We start from the raw sequence: 17,166 nt of genomic DNA, 5'->3' as shown, positions 1-17,166 counted from the left end.
CCAGGCCACCGGTCGCCCCGCGGTGGGCCGGGTCCGGGCCCAGGCTCCCGTCGCGGCGGCCCCGGCCTCCGCGTCCTCCGCCCCGCCTCACCGATGCGGAGGCGCCGGTCTCACCGGCCACTGCCCCCCCCCCGGCGGGGTTTCGGGGGCCGCGAAGGTCTCGGGGGCCGGGCCCCCGGTGGGTCCCGGTCCGGCCCCGCACGTACGCGCCCCGTGCGGGGCCGGTCCGGGCTCCGGTACGGGGTTCCACCCCGGCGCGGCCCGTCCGGAAGCACTCCCGACCGAGTCGGTCCCGGCCAGTCCCGGTCGGAGCCAGTCTGAGCCGGTTCTGTCGGGTTCGTACACCGGGCCGGAATCGGTCGCGCTCAGGTCAGTCCCGGTCCGGGAGCAGCATGTTCAGCGCCCAGGACACGATCGAGATGATCAGACCGCCGATCAGCGCCACCCCGAAACCGTCCACGTGGAAGCTCAGGTCCACCTTGTCCGCGAGCCACGAGGTCAGCATCAGCATCAGGGCGTTGATCACCAGGGTGAACAGGCCCAGCGTGAGGATCAGCAGCGGCAGCGAGAACAGCCGGACGATCGGCTTGACCACGACGTTCACGAGCCCGAAGATCAGGGCGACCAGGATCAGGCTGAGCGTCTTCGTGCCGGTGCTCCCGCCGCTCAGCGTGATGCCGCTGAGCAGCCAGATCGCCACGGCGAGCGCGCCGGCGTTGGCGAGCGTCTTGATGAGGAAGTTCGTCATACTGAGATCGTTCCAGAAACCGTCGTCAGAGGCGCAAGGGGTGGGTCAGGGTGAAGGCGTTCCGTCTGGACGAACTGGACGCGGAGCGGGCCGCGCACGACGGCGCCTACCTCCAGTTCCTCCGCGCACAGCACATGTCCGTCGGGCTGTACGCGCTGGAACGCGGGTCGACCGACCCACAGCGCCCCCACCGGCAGGACGAGGTCTACTTCGTGGTGAGCGGCCGGGCCGCGCTGACCGTGGGTGACGAGACCACGTCCGTCGCGCGGGGCAGCGTGGTCTTCGTCCCCGCGGGCGTTCCGCACCGCTTCCACCACATCACCGAGGACCTGCGGGTGATGGTGGTCTTCGCGCCGCCCGAGGGCTGAGGCCGCCACCGGCCCGGCCGGGCCCGCCACCACCGTCCCTCCGGCACCGCGCCCGCGAGTCCGCGTCCTCCCGCCGTGGACCCCGCACGGCCGCCGGGCAGCGACACGCACACCTCTCCCGAAGACCCGGCCCCGGCCGACCTGAACCGACCCGAAGCGATCCCGGTGAGGTCTGTCCTGGTCTGGCCCTGGTCCGAACCGATCCCCGGGCCCGAACTGATCCGGCGTGCCCCGAACCGATCCGAACCGGTCCGGGCGATCGGGGTGCTCCGGAACGGCGCGGCGCGGCCGGACGCGGATCGGGGCGGATCGGGGCCGGGCCTCCGGGGGGAGGCGGGGACTCAGGGTCACGTAGGGGGTGGGTCAGGGGAGAAGGGGGGCCACGGCCGCCCCATCGCGCGACGGTCGGCTCTAGCATCGAAAGCGAAAACGACAGCCGTGAGCATCGGCGGACGCCGGGAGCGGACACGACCGCGCGGATCGCCACGCCAGACGCACTCCTGCGGGAAGGTGCGGGATCGGAGCAGGGAGACATGGACACCTCGGACGCCAAGGGAATTCTCAGCAGCCTGCCGTGGTGGGTGAAGTGGATAGCGATCCCGGTGATCGCCCTCGCCATCTTCGGTGGCCTGATCGTCAGCCTGTTGCAGTTCGTGGTCGGCCTGCTTTTCAAGGTGCTGGTGTTCGTCGCCCTCGTCGGCGGACTCGTCTACCTGGTGCGGCGGTTCACCTCGTCTTCCTCCTCCTCCCGCGGCGGCTGGTGACCGGGGCGGACGTTCCGCTTCCGGCGCCGTCTCCGGCGGGCACCGCCTCCTGCCGGGCTCCCGCCGAAGGCGCGGCAGCGGCGGCGCGGCCGGCGCCACCGGGTCGGTTCGTGCCGCCGGGTCCGGGCACGGCACCCGCCGGCCCCGGCAGGTCCCTCCGGCGCCGGTCCGCGGTCACCACCAGCACCGCCAGCAGCGTCGTGACCGGCACCGAGACAACGAGGCCGATCGAGCCGACCAGCGTGCGGACGATCTCCTCCGCCACCACCTCGCTGGTCGCGACCGTCCCCACCCCGCTCTGGGCGATGGAGAAGAGCAGCAGCAGCGGCAGCGCGGCCCCCGCGTAGGCCAGCACCAGGGTGTTGACCACCGAGGCGATGTGGTCCCGGCCGATGCGCATCGCCGAACCGTAGAGCGTCCGCCAACTGGCGCCCGGATCGGCCTCCTTCAGCTCCCAGACCGCCGAGGTCTGGGTGACCGTCACGTCGTCAAGCACTCCGAGCGAGCCGATCAGCACCCCGGCCAGCAACAGCCCCTGGATCTCGATGTCCGGATAGAGGCCGTGCACCAGCGCGGTCTGGTCGTCGGTGTCGCCGGTCAGCCGCCCCCAGCCGATGAAGAACGAGCCGAGCAGCCCGATCAGCAGCAGCGAGACCAGGGTGCCGAGCACGGCCACGGACGTCCGGGCGGAGAGCCCGTGGCACAGGTAGAGCGTCGCGAGCATGATGGCGCTGCCCCCGACCACCGCCACCACCAGGGGGTTCGAGCCCTGGAGTATGGCGGGCAGGATGAACAGCGTGAGCACCCCGAAGCTCACCACCAGGCCGACGAGCGCCAGGACTCCGCGCAGCCGCCCGACGAGCACGACCACCACCGCGAACAGCGCCGCCAACAGCACCATCGGCAGCTCCCGATTGGCGTCGATGACGCTGTACTGGAGTTCCCGGGGCGCCTTCTCCGCGTAGGCGACCACCACCTCCTGGCCGACGTCGAAGGTGCGGGTGGACTGCGGGGTGACGACCTCGACGAAGGTGTGGCCGCTGTCCTTGCCCTCGGTGACCTCGATCTCGGCCTTCCGGCAGCTTCCGCCCGACCCCTCCCCGGGTTCCTTCCCCGCGCCGTTCGCCCCGCCGCTCCCCGCGCCGTTCTCCCCGCCTCCGCCGGGCGGTTGGGGCTGCGCGCCGCCCCCGTCCTGCTGGGGCGGTGGCTGCTGCGCGTTGACCTCCCGGCAGTCCACCTGCTCCAGCTTGACGACCTTCGCCGCGAACGTGGGCCGGTCGTAGCCCAGCCCGCTGGCCTCCTTGTCCTGCCCGGGCAGGCCGCCCGGCCAGAGCGCGATCAGCCCGCCGAGCACCGCCACCGCGAACGGGATCAGCACCGCCGCGATGACCTTCCGCAGATGCCGGGAGACCGGCGCGGCGGGCCCGTGTCCGTGGCCGTGCCCCTGGCCGTGGCCGTGGCCGTGGCCGTGGCCGTGGCCGTGGCCGTTCCCGGGATCGGTACCGCTTCCGGTACCGCTTGCGCTTCCGGTGGGCGGGGGTCCGGCGGGGCGCGCTCCGGGCTCGCCGGGGGAGCGGCGGCCACGGCGGCCCCGCTCGGGGGGCCCGGTGCCGGGCGTCCCCGGCCCGCCCCCGCGAAGGCCGTGCTCCGGGTCTGGGCCTGGGCCGTGACGGGGGCCGGGGCCGGGAGGACCGGGACGCTGTCCCGGCTGGCCGCCCCGGACCGCGCGCCCCTCCGCGTCAACGCCCCCCGGCCCGCCGGGGCCGGGGCCGTACGCGCCCGTACCGGCGGCGTACGCCCCGGAGTTGGGCGAGCCGCCGGGCGCCGGGGCGTAACCGGGACCGGCGGCCGGATCGTGGCCGGGGCCGGTGCTCCCGTCCGGCCAGGGCGGCCCGCCGGGCGTCCCGGGAGGTGGCGCGCCCGGACCGGTACGGGGCGCGGCGGTGCCGGGGTGGGGCGGTCCGGCCCCGGGGAGCGGGGCGGCGTCGGGCGGCCAGCCTCCCGGCTGCCGGTAACCGCCCCACGCCTCGCCGTCGTGCGGTCCCTGGCCCTCGCCGGGTGCGGGCTGCTCTGGAATCGGAGTCACCGCCCGATCATCGCAAGAACCGATGGGTGCCCTGTTCAGCTCCGGCAGTGTGCCGTTAGCGTGGGAGGGCAATCTCGTCTGTTTCGCACATCGCGGGAGCTCCGGGCACGGGGCTGAGAGGGCGCTGACCGCCGTACCCCCACGGGTACCGGCAACGGCCGCGCCGACCGCCGAACCTGGTACCGGGTAATGCCGGCGTAGGGAGTGGGTCATATGACCACGCACGACGTACATCCGCACGCCGATGATGAGCCGCGGCGGCCCATCGGCTCACACAAGGACCATCTGCGCGGATCGCGCCCGGACATCCGGGTGCCCGTCCGCCGGGTCCATCTCACCAACGGCACCGACGTGGTGCTCTACGACACCTCGGGGCCGTACACCGACCCGCGGGTCGAGACCGACGTCCGCCGGGGTCTCGCACCGCTCCGCGAGAACTGGATCGTCCAGCGCGGGGACACCGAGGAGTACCCGGGCCGCACGGTCCGGCCGGAGGACGACGGGCTGAAGCACACCGCGCCGCGCGGTGGCGCCCGCGACCTGGACACGGTCTTCCCCGGACGCCCCCGCGTCCCGCGCCGCGCCCGAACCACCCCCGGGGCGGGGCCGGTTGAGTCCGCTTTCCCGTCCGGGATATCGGCGGCCGAGGGTCCGCGAGCCGCCGGGCGTCCGGCGCACGCGGAGGCCGGGGGAGCCGCCGGGGTCGTCGGCGCGACGACGGGGGCCGGGCCGTTCGGGGGCCGCCTCGCGGTCACCCAGCTCGCGTACGCCCAACGCGGGGAGATCACCCCGGAGATGGAGTACGTGGCGCTGCGCGAGAACCGCACGCCCGAGTTCGTCCGCGCGGAGATCGCCGCCGGACGGGCCGTCCTGCCCGCCAACATCAACCACCCGGAGTCCGAACCGATGGTCATCGGGCGGAACTTCCTCGTGAAGGTGAACGCCAACATCGGCAACTCCGCCGTGACCTCCTCCATCGAGGAGGAGGTGGAGAAGATGACCTGGGCCACCCGCTGGGGCGCCGACACGGTGATGGACCTCTCCACCGGCCGCGACATCCACACCACCCGGGAGTGGATCCTCCGCAACTCCCCGGTGCCGATCGGCACCGTCCCGCTCTACCAGGCGCTGGAGAAGACCGGTGGCCGGGCGGAGGAGCTGAGCTGGGAGATCTACCGGGACACCGTGATCGAGCAGTGCGAACAGGGCGTCGACTACATGACGGTGCACGCCGGGGTGCGGCTGCGCCACGTACCGCTCACCGCGCGCCGCAAGACCGGCATCGTCTCCCGAGGCGGCTCGATCATGGCCGCCTGGTGCCTGGCCCACCACCAGGAGAGCTTCCTGTACACGCACTTCGGGGAACTCTGCGACCTCCTGCGCGCCTACGACGTCACCTTCTCGCTCGGGGACGGGCTGCGCCCCGGATCCCTCGCGGACGCCAACGACGAGGCGCAGTTCGCCGAGTTGGAGACGCTCGGCGAGCTGACCCGGATCGCGCGCGAGCGGTCCGTGCAGACCATGGTGGAGGGTCCGGGGCACGTCCCGATGCACAAGATCAAGGAGAACGTCGACCGGCAGCAGGAGGTCTGCGACGGCGCCCCCTTCTACACGCTCGGCCCGCTGACCACGGACATCGCGCCCGCCTACGACCACATCACCAGCGGTATCGGCGCGGCGATGATCGGCTGGTGGGGCACCGCGATGCTCTGCTACGTCACCCCGAAGGAACACCTCGGCCTGCCCGACCGGGACGACGTGAAGACCGGCGTCATCACCTACAAGATCGCCGCGCACGCCGCCGACGTCGCCAAGGGCCATCCCGGCGCGGCCGACTGGGACGACGCGCTCTCCGACGCGCGCTTCGAGTTCCGCTGGGAGGACCAGTTCAACCTGGCGCTCGACCCGGACACCGCCCGCGCCTACCACGACGCCACCCTGCCCGCCGAGCCCGCCAAGACGGCGCACTTCTGCTCCATGTGCGGGCCGAAGTTCTGCTCGATGAGGATCAGCCACGACATCACCGAGCGGTTCGGTCCGGAGGGCGCGGAAGCGCTCAGTGAGGCGGAGATCGAGGCCGGAATGCTGGAGAAGTCACGGGAGTTCGCGGCTTCGGGCAACCGCGTCTACCTCCCGCTGGCCGACTGACCGCCGCACGGCGGGTGGGGGCGGCCGACCAACCGGCCTCCCCCACCCGCCACTTCACCCGAACCCGCCACCCCACAGCCCCACAGCCCGCCAACCCACCAGTCCCCGGGACAAGATGGGCCTCCGCCCTCCGACCAGGCGGTGATCCGCGGGCCTCAGCCTCGGACATCCGCACCCCCTCCGGGCCGGCCCTCACCGCCACTGGTGGTCGCGGGGTGCGGTCGACGGGGCTTCGTTGGGGGCGGGGCGCGCGTGTGAGCATGGGGGGATGCCAGACGAACTGCGCGTTGACGCGTCGGTCAGCATCCCCGAGGACGAGCTGCGGTGGCGGCTCCCACGAGACCCGGCGGTCGGCCGGGCCGACCCCGGCCTGGGCGGGTTCACCACCGAACTCCGCCTCGACACCACCGGTTGCGCGGGACTGGACCCGGCGCGGCGTCAGCGGGTCCGCGAGCGGGTCGCCGCGTTCCGCCGCACCGGGGACGTGGTCCTGCGGAACGAGGACGGGGTGATCACGGTGCTGGTCGACTGGGTCATCGAGCCTCCCCGTTCCCTGGCCGTCGCGCGGGAGCACCTGGCTGAGGCGCTCCGCGAGGCCCTTGCCGGGTCCTGAGCCGAACCGACGGGCGGGACGCGAGGGTTGGCGGCTCGGACGATCCGCGCGGCCGCCGCGATCCGCACCACGGGCACGGTGGACGTCCGGTCAGGGGGCGTGAGTGGGCACAGGTCGGCTTGAGGCTCCCCCCTCATGCCTCAAGCCGACCACGGCCGGTTCGCCTACCGTCGGCTGAACCGTCCGACAGCCGGCCGCATGGCGCCCTTCGGGACCGTTCGGCCACGGCGAGGGCCGGTGCGCGACGGAGCATCGGGCCAGACCCGACGGGCTCCGAACTCGCGTCTCTACAAGGGTAGTTGACCCTACGTCAGCATCCAATCACAAATCCGGAACTCATTCGACGAATAATGTGCCAGCGGCACCGCAAACGCCGGTCTACGCGGGTAATTGCGGCTAATGCGGGGTCTGTTGGTCCATGTTCGCCTTCACGATCGGAACGCGCGACCGCCCCGGACGCCACCGTGCGGCCCACGGCCCCCGACCCCCACCTCACCCCGTTCGGCGGCGGCATGTACCCGACCGGAGCACCTGTCCTGGTTTGACCGCGTGTCCCGCAGGCGAGACTCACCCATGGCCGACGAACGACCAGTGGTCAAGCGCACCGCACGCGCCATCCTGCTCGACGGTGATCCGGGCGAGGCGCGTCCGCCCCGCATGATCCTCATCAAGCGCACCAAACCGGGCCGCGAGCCCTACTGGATCACCCCCGGCGGCGGGGTCGAGCCGGGAGTGGACCGGACGGTGATCGAGGCCCTGCACCGCGAGGTGGACGAGGAACTGGGCGCCAAGATCACCGATGTGGTCCCCGCCTTCGTCGACACCGTCGAACACCATGAGGACCCGCCCGGTCCCGGTGGCCGGAGCCCCGGTGATCAGAGCCCCGGCGACCGGGACGACCGGCCGGGGGCCGCCGGAGGGGAGCACGCCCCGCCGGGCGGGAGCGCGCCCGGCGTGAAGGTGCAGCACTTCTTCGTCTGCCGACTCGCGTCCATGGACCCGTCGTTGCGGCACGGCCCGGAGGTCGAGGAGCCGTGTGGCGAGTACGAGATCGTGAGCGTCCCGTTCACCCGCGCGGGCGTCGCCTCCGTCGAGGTGGTGCCGCCCTCGCTGCGGCGCTATCTGGACGCCAACATCGAAGGGGTGCTGGCGCTCCTCGCCCCCGACCTCAGCTGACGCGCCCGGCCGCCGCTCGGAACCCGGCGGTCAGCCGAACCAGCCCTGGAACGGCGGCTCTCCACCCTCGCCCTCGCGGCGGTGCGCCTCGGCCAGCGCGCGCTCGGCCTGCTCGCGCCAGGCGGTGACGTCAGCCGAGTCCTCCGGCGGACCGGCCGAGGGGTCGTACGGGGGGACGCCGTGCGGCGGCGTGGGTACCCCGGAGAGCAGGGCGCCACGAGCCGCGATGGCGCCGGAGGCCCCGTTGACCGCGCCCGAGGCCGTCCGGCCTCCGCTCCCCCGGGGGTGAGCGGAGGCGTGACCGGGTGCGGCCGGTTCACCGGGGTGTCCCTCCACATGGGGCGGCTGGGTGCCGAACACGCAGTCCGGACCGCCCAGTTCGCCGAAGGGGGAGTCGGGTGGCGTCGAACCGGTCCGCACCACACGGCCGTTCAGCACGTCCGTCCCCGGATGGCCGGTCTCCGGGTCGCCGCGGCGTCCGGGCTGCCGTACCTGGCCCCGCTGGCCGTCCGTCCCCGAACCGTCCGCCGTTCCGGGGGCGTTGGGGAGGGTGGCGATCCGCATCGTGGAGGAGACACCGGAGGCGGTGGCGGTACGCGCTGAACGTGCCCCGCGTGTAGCGCCGTCGCGCTGTGGCTCCCGCGTGGCCGGGGAGACGGTGCTCAGTTCGAGAGTGGTGGGCTCGACGTCCGGCGCGGAGCCGCCCCGTCGGGCGGGTGGCACGGAGTGGTGGGGCCCGGCGGACTCGGCCAGGGCCGGTTCCCATCCGGCCGTCCGCGACCCGGACTCGCCCGTGCCGGGCGGGAGTTCGTAGGCCGCGTCGGGGGCCGGGCCGCCCCCCGGTCCGTCCGGGACGGTGCCGGGCACGGGGTGGGCGCCACCCGCCGGGGCGCCGGAGACGTCCGGCACCGGCGCGGGTACGAAGGGCACCGGGGCGTGGGCGTCGGGCAGCGGGACGAGGTGCCCGTCCGGCACCGAGACGGTGTACGCGGCGCGGTCGACGGACGGCCGCTCGTCGGTCCGCCTGGCCTCCCGCCGCTGAGCGGTGGGCTGTTGGGCGCTGGCCGACGGGGCACCGGCCGCCCGCGCGGGCCGCTGGACACTGGTCTGGCGCGTCTCACCGGCCGGGGGACCGGCCGTCGGCGCCCCACCCACCGGCACGCCGTGTCCGTCGGCTGCGGGGTGTCCCTCGACGGGGTGGCCGTGCGCGGGGCCGGTGGGCGCCGCGTGGCCGTTCGCGACCGGGATCGGCGGGCTGACGGAGGGCACCGGGCGGGCACCGGGCGCGGGCTGCGCTTCGGGCGCGGGCGCCGCGTGCCGTCCGGGCCGGGCGGGGGCGGCCGGGTCGTGGTGCGGGTCGGGCGCGGCCGGGGGCTCCTGCGGACGGGGCTGGTCGCGCCAGTCCGCCTGCCCACGCTGGCGGGCGGCGCGGGCGGCGCCGAAGAAGTCGCCGCCCTTGCGCTTGTAGTCGTCGGTGCCCCAGTCCCGGGCGTTGTGCCTGGTGACCTTCTGGAGGTGCGGAATGTGCTTGGCGCAGTGCAGGTACGCCTCCTCGACGGTCACCTCCACCCACAGCTCGGCGCGGCGGCCGGGCACCGGGTCCTGTGGCAGGTCCGGGTGGGCGGCGCGCAGTTCGGCGTCCTCCACGATCCGGGCGCGGCCGTTGACGTGCAGACCGATACGTGCCCGGATGAAGTCGATCATCAGGATGCCCAGGTGCGGGTTCTCCTGGATGTTGCCCAGGCTGGCGTGGACCCCGTTCCCCCGGTACTCCGGGTAGACGAGGGTGTGTTCGTCCAGGACCCGCAGGAATCCCGGGGGTCCCGCGCGGAAGCTGCTGTCGCACTCGCCGTTCCCGTCCGAGGTGGCGAGGAAGAACATCTCCTGCTGGTCGGTGAACTCCCGCATGCGCTCGTTGAGATGGTCGAGCACCTGCTCGTCGTAGAAGCGGTCGGCGCGTTTGGTGCTGCCGAGCCGCTCCTGGAGCCGGTGCTCTCCCGCGCTGCCGGGCCGCTCGGCGTGCGCGGCGGCGTGCGGTGGCCCATCGGGGTGCTCCCGGTGCCCCTCGGCGGGGGCGTGGGCCGCCCGGTACCGGCCGTCCGGCGAACGCGGGGCCGCGGCACGGGAGTTCGGCGCGCCTGGCGGATCCTCCGCGGCGACCGGCTCGTACGGAGCGCTGGCCGGGGGCCGGCTGCCTCCCGCGCGCTCCCGTCCGGTGGGCGCTCCGGAGTCCGCTGCTGCCACGCCGCTGTCCCTTCCGCTGGTCTCCGGGGCTAGTCCCCGGTGACGACCAGCTCTTCTATGGAGTCGTGCCGGATGCGGTGGGCGGGAATCCCGGAGGCCACGAGGACGTCCATCCCGCCGCGCACCATTCCGGGCGGTCCGGAGAGGTAGCCGTCACAGGTCGGCCACGGTCCGAACTGCCGTACCGCGTCTGTCAGTTCACCGGAGATCACATGCGGTCCCGGCTCGCGCGTGCCCAGGGCGACGACCGAGCGGACGGTGAGCCAGCTGTTCCGCGCGGCGAGTTCCCGCAGCGTCTCCAGGTCGTACAGGTCCTCGTCGTGGCGGACGCCGAAGAAGACCTCGACGGGACGGGGGCGGGCGTGCTCCACCACGTCCTGCACGAGCGCCCTGATCGGCGCGATGCCGGTGCCGCCCCCCAGGCAGACCAGCCCGGAGTCCGCGGAGTGGTCCACGGTCATCGAGCCCGCCGCGGGGCCGAGCCGGAGCACGTCGCCCGGCCTGGCCCGCTGCACCAGCGCGGTGGAGACCCAGCCGGCGGCCACCGCCTTGACGTGGAAGGTGAGCAGCCCGTCCGAACGGGGTGGGGAGGCGAAGGAGTAGTGCCGCCACACCCGTGGCCACCAGGGCGTCTCGATGCTGGTGTACTGGCCCGCCCGGAAGGGGTAGGGCTGGTCGGGGCGGACGGAGATCACCGCGATGTGCGGGGTGCGCCGCTCGTGGGCGACGATCTCCGCGTTCCACCAGGCCGGGGAGCGCATCTCGTCCTCGGCGGCGGAGTCGATCATGATCTGGGAGATCTCGGTGTACGCCCGTACCCAGGCGTTCTCGGTCTCCGCGTCCCAGCTGTTCGGCGCGTACTGGGTGAGCGCCCCGATCAGGCACTCCCCGACCGCCGGGTAGTGGTCGGACCGCGTCCCGTACTTGCGGTGGCCGCGGCCCAGACCGGCCAGGTACTCGTGCAGCCGGTCCTTCTCGTCGATCAGCTGGACGGCGGTGAGCAGCGCCCGGAAAAGCCGGTCGCGCTGGGCGTCCATGGACGCGGGGAACAGATCTCGCAGATGCGGGTGCTCCACGAACAGCAGGGCGTAGAAGTAGGCGGTCACCGCGTGCGCGACCGGCTCGACCTCCTGCATGGTGCGGCGGATCAGCAGCGCGTCGCGGGACGGCTCCCGCACGGACGCGACCGGGCCACCGGGCAGCGAGGCGCCCCCGGCGCCGAGCGGCCCGCCCGGGGCCTCCGGGACGGTCTGCCCCACGCCGCCCGCCGGGGGCGCGCCGGAAGCCACGGGTGGTGCGCCCGGGGCACCGGCGGAAGCGCCACCGGAGGCCGGGGCCGAACCCGGCGGGGGCGCCTGGCCGCCGGGGCGGGGCGCCAGCCGCTCGTGCACCGGCTCGGGTTCGCCGCCGCGCGTCCCGGGGGCGGCGCCGGGCTGCCCCGGCGCGCCGGGGTGGGCGGCAAAGCCGGAGGCGGCGGGGGGCGGCGGGCCCTCGGCGGAGGCGGGGCCCGGCCCGGAGGCGGCGGGGGGCGCGGTGCGGGAGCGGGCGGCGCTGGAGCCGACCGGACGGATGGGCTGCCGGGGCAGCACCGACGGCCGACCGCCGTCCGGCGCGGGCGGGGCGCCGGTGGCGGCCGTCTCCGGCACGCCACGTTGGTCGGCGGCCGGGGTGAACCACCCCCTGCCGCCGGTGTCTTCGCCGTCGCCATCCGCGGCGGGCGCCCCGTTGTCGGACGACGTGGTGGTCATGGTCTGCCTCGCCTCGAAGAACTTCCGTACTGTGTGCGCACGCTCGCAGTGCGTGCGTGCCGGTAATTCACTCCCGTGACGTGGACCACGGATTCCTCGCTCCGCGATGCGGACCCGACCATACCGTTGTGGTCCCTCGACACAAGCCCCACGCCCGGTTCCCCGGGATTCCGCAATTCGGAACACACGGGGTAACTGCTATCGCTCACCGACGAGTTGATATGCCTCGCGGAGATCGCCACCGGTGTACTGGTGCGAAGCGAGCCCGCTCACGTGCTGGTCCGCGTTGACGGCGACTGATACCGGAACCGTGGAGAAAAGGTCGACATCCGACATCGAGTCGCCATAGGCCACGCAGTCCGACCGCGAAAGCCCGAATTTCCCGCACAGTTCGTCCGCGATTCGCACTTTGTCCGGACCGGAGAGAATCCCGCTGGGATCCAGCGGTTCGCTGGGATACACCGAACGCGCGCCGGGGACCCGCGGCGCGACCTCCGGCCACACCGAACCGTGCGCGGCGTCCAGGCCCCAGTCGAGCAGACGGCGGACGAAGAAGTGCGGGGAGAGCGAGATCACCGCGCAGTGGTCACCGCGCTCCCGGATACCGGCCCACACCTCCCGGATACCGGACAGCCAGGGCGCACCGGTGAACGCGGCGTCGACGTGTTCCTCCACCAACTGGTGCCAGACCTCGCAGGCGCGCAGCGCGAACTCGGGCGCGGTCATCTCGCGGGCCGCGAAGCCGCGTTCGAGTTCGGCGATCTCCCGCTCGACGCCGAGCTGCCGGGAGATCTCCACGGCGGCGGCGGAGCCACGGATCAGCGTCCCGTCGAGATCGAAGAGATGCAGCCGGGGCCGCGTCAGTGAAGAGGTCATGGCCCCGATCGTAGGGGCGCGCCGCGCACGGAGGGAGCGGACGTGACTCCCCCCCACCCCGCACCAGCACCCCGGCCCACCCCTCGCACCCCTCCCACCCCCGCGACCACACCACCACGTGACCCCCGCCACACCCCGGAGACCGCCCCCGAGGCCGTACCGGCACCCCCGACACGAGGGTGACCGAAAACCGGGCGTCACCAGCGGAACGGCCCACCCGGAACCGGAAGTTGATCACCCAGAGCAACAACCGTGCAGAACACAGACATTCACCGGGTCCACCCCCAACCCTCCAGAAACCCCTGGGAGTAGGCTTCCCACCATGAGCAGCACACCGCCACCCGTCGAGACACCCTCCCCGCCGCTCACTATGCGTTACGCCACGGTCGAGGACCTTCCGGCCATCGTGGCGCTCCTCGCGGACGACCAGCTCGGCGCGGCGGAGGAGACGCCCGCCGATCCCGGCGCCTACCGCGCCGCCTTCGACCGGGTCACCGCCGACCCCAAACAGCACCTGATGGTCGCCGACGGACCGGACGGCGTCCTCGGCACCCTCCAGCTCACCGTCGTCCCCGGCCTCTCCCGCCGTGGCGCCGCCCGCTCCGTGCTGGAGGCCGTCCACGTCAGCGCCGAGGCACGCGGCGCGGGGCTCGGCACCCGGCTCGTCGAGTGGGCCGTCACCGAGTCCCGGCGGCAGGGTTGCGACCTGATCGAGCTGACCACCGACGCCACCCGCCTCGACACCCACCGCTTCTACGAGCGCCTCGGCTTCGAAGCCTCCGCCCTCGGCTTCACCCTCCCCCTCTGAGCCTTCTCAACCAACCCCGTACGCCCCCGAAATCGGCGCCACACGTCCGAACGGGCGCCCCCTCCACCGGGATCAGCCGAGCGGATCCGTACGTCCGCCGCTCGATGGTGCCGTAGGTGTCACCGGCCATCCCCGCCCGCGCCTGGGCGCGCCCGCGGCGAGGGTGGAGCGGCTGAGGAGTCGGTGTGCGGTGCTTCCATGGGAGACATGACGCCGCCTCGCCGCGCCTCCCCGTCACACCACCCGGACGCCGCCCCGCTGACGAACGTCCCGGCGTCCGAACTGGCCGCCGCCATCGACGCGTTGTGCCGCCGTCTGATCGTCCATCGACCGGCAGGAGGGCCGCGTCCGCTGCGTCGTCGGGGATCACGCGGGCGCCATCCCCGTACTGGAGCGCGCGGACGATCCCACGCGCGGCGCGCACGCCGGGTACGCGCTCGGCACGACCGTGCGGCTCCTGGAGTGCTACCTCGCCGTGGGCGCGTGGGACGAGGCGCGACGGCTGGCCGCGTTCCTCCCGCCGACGACCACACGCTCGACCTCCCGCATCACCGACTCCCTCCGCGAACTCGCCGACACTCGTCCCGACATCCCCAACTCCCTGCTGGACGCCCTGACATCACGAAGCCAACGATGACCGTGCCCGCTCGGGGCAGGCGGTACTGGACGCCCCCGACGCCGGGCAGCTCAAGGAGCGTCTGATCGCCCCGGCCTACGCCCAGCGCGGGGACCCCTGGCCCGTACCGGACGAGGACTGGACCGTCCCGCTGCGGAACGTACTGCGGCATCCGAGCGGAGCCACACCGGAGTTGACCGCGGAGCCGGTGGACGTGGCGCTGCGGCACCTCCCCGAATGGGTCGACACCGACACCGTCCGCACGCTCTCCGACCTCGTCTGACCGCGCGCCGGACCACCCACCCCCATCCGCCCAGCGGGGTGTTGTCGACCACGGTCGGAAGCGCACGTGGCGGGAGCGACGTAGTCGCGCACGCGGCGGGCGCGCCCCGAACCACCGGGCGGACGGGGACACACCCCACCACCGGCGTGCGAGAGCCGCCCGGCGACCGGCACCACCCGGCACACCGGCGACCCGCCAGCCGTGTAACCGCCCACAACGGACCGCCACCCGCCAACCCCCACAGACACCCGCCCACAACGAACCGCCAACACCCCGCACACCCCGTCGAGTTACCGTCATGCGCAGGGAACCCGCCGTGCACGGCCCGGAGTCACCGGCGCCGTGTGACGGCCGGAGGGGGAGGGACGCACCGTGGAGGACCAGCTCGGGGTGTTCGAGGCCAACCGGGGGCGGCTGTTCGGGCTGGCCTACCGGATGCTCGGCGAGGCGGCCGAGGCCGAGGACGTGGTGCAGGAGAGCTACCTGCGGTGGGCGCGGAGCGGCCCGGTGGAGGTGCCCGCCGCCTGGCTCACCAAGGTGGTCACCAACCTCTGCCTCACCCACCTCACATCGGCCCGCGCGCGGCGCGAGCGGTACGTCGGCCCCTGGCTGCCGGAACCGGTCCTGACCGAGGGCGACCCCCTGGGACCGCTGGAGACGGTGGAACAGCGGGACTCCGTCTCGGTCGGGGTCCTGATGCTGCTGGAGCGGCTGACGCCCCCGGAACGCGCCGCGTTCGTGCTGCGCGAGGCGTTCGGCTACACCCACGCCGAGATCGCGGAGGTGCTCGACGCCAACGAGGCGCGGGTCCGCCAGCTGTACCGGCGGGCGCGGCAGCACCTGCGCCAGGACCGGCAGCGCTTCGAGGCGGACCCGGAGCGCGGCGCGGAGATCGTCCAGCGCTTCCTCGCCGCCGCCCTGGAGGGGGACGTCGACGGGCTGGAGCGGCTGCTCGCGACCGACGCCGGGGCCTGGGCCGACGGCGGCGGCAAGGGGGCCGCCTCGCGCGTCCCGGTGTTCGGGGCGGACCGGGTCGCGGCGCTGCTGGCCAGGCTCCTCGGGAGCCGCCTCGCCGCCGGGATGGAGTTCGAGGTGCGGCAGGTCAACGGCGGCCCGGCGATCGTGGTGTGGCAGGAGGGGGGCACGCTGGCCGCGGTCTCCTGCTGCGAGGTGGTGGGCGACCGGCTGACCGCGGTACGCACCGTCGTCAACCCGGACAAGCTGGCCTTCGTCAGCTCCCAACTGACCTGACACCACACCCGCCTGACCTACACCGACCTGACGCCACACCGAACCGACTCCGCCCCGCCCCACGCCCCGGGAGGAAAACCCCAACCACCCACCCCCACCCGGGGGTTCAGCAACCCCACGCCCACCGCGCCCCGTTCGACCAACGAGCCCACACCGCCACCATGTGACCCAGCTCTCACCCGCTCCGTGTCACGTCCGGCGGGGCGTCTCCGGTCATCCCTGTGTCAGCTCACGCCTGCGGGAGGGAACGGGAGATGCCGAGGCATGTCGTGGTGGTGGGCGCCGGGTACGGCGGACTGGCGACGGCCAAGCTGGTGGCCGAACAGCGCGGCACGCGCGTGACCCTGGTGAACGCCGACGCGCACTTCACCGAACGCGTCCGGCTGCACCAGGTCGCCGCCGGGCAGCGGGTGCGGCGACGGCCGCTCGTGGAACTGCTCGGCGAGGCGCCGGTGCGCCTCGTGATCGGCCGGGTCGTCGCGATCCAGCCGGAGGACCGCGAGGTGCGGTTGGCGGACGGCACCTCGCTCGCCTACGACACCCTGATCTACGCGCTGGGCAGCTCAGGGAACCCGAACGGCGCGCCGGGCGCCGCCGAGCACGCGTACCCGCTCGCCGTGGCGGAGGACGCGGAGCGCCTACGGGAGCGGCTGGCGGTCACCGAGCGCGTCACGGTGGTGGGCGGGGGACTGACCGGCATCGAGGCGGCCTCCGAACTGGCCGAGTCGCACCCGGAGTTGAGCGTGCGGCTGGTCACCGGCGGGCACCTCGGCGCGGGCCTGTCGCGGCGCGGCACCCGCCACCTGCGACGCACCTTCGCCCGACTGCGCGTCCAGCTCCACGAGCACACACGGGTCGTCGAAGTGCGGCCGGACGGGGTGCGGTTGGCGGACGGCACGCTGCTGGACGCGGACACGGTGGTGTGGGCGACCGGCTTCCGGGCGCCGGAACTGGCGCGCGAGGCGGGCTTCGCGGTGCACGAGGACGGGCGGATGCTCGTCGACTGGACGCTGCGCTCGCTCTCCCACCCGGAGGTGTACGCGGTCGGGGACGCCGCGCTGGCGTGCTCCCCCGACGGCCATCACCTGCGTATGGCCTGCGCGGTGGCGGTGCCCTCAGCGGGCCACCTGTCGCGGGTGGTCGCGGACCGCGCGGCGGGCGCCGAACCCCGGGCCCTGCGGCACCGGTTCGTCACGCGGTGCGTCAGCCTGGGCCGCCGGGACGCGCTCGTGCAGTACGTCCGGGCGGACGACAGTCCCGTGGAGCGGATGGTGCTGACGGGACGGGCCGCCGCGCTGGTCAAGGAGCTGATCGTGCGGGGCGCGCTGACGGCGCAGCGCCGACCAGGGCTGGCCCGTCTCGCCTCCCGCTGACCCCCAGAACCGCCGGGCCGCCACCCACAGGGGAGGTGGCGGCCCGGCCCAGGCCCCGGGCCCC

14 protein-coding genes and 1 riboswitch are annotated in these 17,166 nt (G+C 73.9%); of the genes, 9 read left to right on the top strand and 5 right to left on the bottom strand.

Annotated elements, in window-relative coordinates:
• Positions 1-370 precede the first annotated feature (370 nt).
• The gene (locus tag E0L36_RS18870; RefSeq protein WP_180930303.1) at positions 371-748 is read right to left on the bottom strand and encodes a phage holin family protein; all 378 of its coding nucleotides are present in this window, start codon (positions 746-748) and stop codon (positions 371-373) included.
• A gap of 50 nt (positions 749-798) precedes the next feature.
• On the opposite strand from E0L36_RS18870, the gene E0L36_RS18865 reads away from it, so the two are divergent.
• Together E0L36_RS18865 and E0L36_RS18860 are read left to right on the top strand one after the other, a co-directional pair.
• The gene (locus E0L36_RS18865; RefSeq protein ID WP_180930302.1) at positions 799-1,116 is read left to right on the top strand and encodes a cupin domain-containing protein; all 318 of its coding nucleotides are present in this window, start codon (positions 799-801) and stop codon (positions 1,114-1,116) included.
• Between the two features lie 533 nt (positions 1,117-1,649).
• On the top strand, positions 1,650-1,880 hold the full coding sequence (locus E0L36_RS18860) for a DUF5326 family protein (protein ID WP_180930301.1): 231 nt from the start codon (positions 1,650-1,652) through the stop codon (positions 1,878-1,880).
• Here E0L36_RS18860 and E0L36_RS18855 read toward each other — a convergent pair.
• Positions 1,843-3,279: a YibE/F family protein gene (locus E0L36_RS18855; protein ID WP_180930800.1), complete on the bottom strand. Its 1,437-nt coding sequence runs from the start codon at positions 3,277-3,279 to the stop codon at positions 1,843-1,845. The genes E0L36_RS18860 and E0L36_RS18855 overlap by 38 nt on opposite strands.
• Positions 3,280-4,047: 768 nt before the next feature.
• A riboswitch (TPP riboswitch) is annotated at positions 4,048-4,187 on the top strand.
• Here E0L36_RS18855 and thiC point away from each other — a divergent pair.
• The 3 genes from thiC (at position 4,180) to E0L36_RS18835 (ending at position 7,903) form a co-directional block, all read left to right on the top strand.
• Positions 4,180-6,114, top strand: coding sequence for a phosphomethylpyrimidine synthase ThiC (gene thiC, locus E0L36_RS18845; RefSeq protein ID WP_258016332.1), 1,935 nt, complete (start codon positions 4,180-4,182; stop codon positions 6,112-6,114). Its footprint overlaps the riboswitch before it by 8 nt.
• Before the next feature lie 268 nt (positions 6,115-6,382).
• Complete coding sequence (locus E0L36_RS18840) at positions 6,383-6,727, top strand: hypothetical protein (protein ID WP_180930300.1); 345 nt, start codon at positions 6,383-6,385, stop codon at positions 6,725-6,727.
• 573 nt (positions 6,728-7,300) lie between these two features.
• Positions 7,301-7,903: an NUDIX domain-containing protein gene (locus tag E0L36_RS18835; RefSeq protein WP_180930299.1), complete on the top strand. Its 603-nt coding sequence runs from the start codon at positions 7,301-7,303 to the stop codon at positions 7,901-7,903.
• Positions 7,904-7,933: 30 nt separating this feature from the next.
• Here the strand turns inward: E0L36_RS18835 and E0L36_RS28535 are convergent, their stop codons facing one another.
• The 3 genes from E0L36_RS28535 to E0L36_RS18820 all read right to left on the bottom strand — a co-directional run bounded on the left by E0L36_RS28535 (position 7,934) and on the right by E0L36_RS18820 (position 12,771).
• Positions 7,934-10,147, bottom strand: coding sequence for a pyridoxamine 5'-phosphate oxidase family protein (locus E0L36_RS28535; RefSeq protein WP_374705558.1), 2,214 nt, complete (start codon positions 10,145-10,147; stop codon positions 7,934-7,936).
• Positions 10,148-10,176: 29 nt separating this feature from the next.
• Positions 10,177-11,895 carry a globin domain-containing protein gene (locus E0L36_RS18825; RefSeq protein WP_180930298.1) on the bottom strand — a complete coding sequence of 573 codons (1,719 nt, stop codon included), beginning with the start codon at positions 11,893-11,895 and terminating at the stop codon, positions 10,177-10,179.
• 198 nt (positions 11,896-12,093) lie between these two features.
• A complete protein-coding gene (locus tag E0L36_RS18820) occupies positions 12,094-12,771 on the bottom strand; it encodes an HAD family phosphatase (RefSeq protein ID WP_180930297.1) in 678 nt (225 codons plus the stop codon).
• A 322-nt stretch (positions 12,772-13,093) separates the two neighbouring features.
• Between E0L36_RS18820 and E0L36_RS18815 the strand changes: the two genes are divergently transcribed.
• The 4 genes from E0L36_RS18815 (at position 13,094) to E0L36_RS18800 (ending at position 17,102) form a co-directional block, all read left to right on the top strand.
• Complete coding sequence (locus E0L36_RS18815; protein WP_258016331.1) at positions 13,094-13,579, top strand: GNAT family N-acetyltransferase; 486 nt, start codon at positions 13,094-13,096, stop codon at positions 13,577-13,579.
• Positions 13,580-14,027: 448 nt separating this feature from the next.
• On the top strand, positions 14,028-14,216 hold the full coding sequence (locus E0L36_RS18810; protein WP_180930296.1) for a hypothetical protein: 189 nt from the start codon (positions 14,028-14,030) through the stop codon (positions 14,214-14,216).
• Positions 14,217-14,850: 634 nt separating this feature from the next.
• Positions 14,851-15,729: an RNA polymerase sigma-70 factor gene (locus E0L36_RS18805; protein WP_180930295.1), complete on the top strand. Its 879-nt coding sequence runs from the start codon at positions 14,851-14,853 to the stop codon at positions 15,727-15,729.
• A 254-nt stretch (positions 15,730-15,983) separates the two neighbouring features.
• On the top strand, positions 15,984-17,102 hold the full coding sequence (locus E0L36_RS18800) for an NAD(P)/FAD-dependent oxidoreductase (RefSeq protein WP_180930294.1): 1,119 nt from the start codon (positions 15,984-15,986) through the stop codon (positions 17,100-17,102).
• Positions 17,103-17,166: the final 64 nt, after the last annotated feature.

Source organism: Streptomyces sp. AJS327 (genome assembly GCF_013450295.1).
GTDB lineage: Bacteria > Actinomycetota > Actinomycetes > Streptomycetales > Streptomycetaceae > Streptomyces.
Note: the sequence above shows the minus strand (reverse complement) of the source record. Positions and strands in the feature narration are given on the sequence as shown.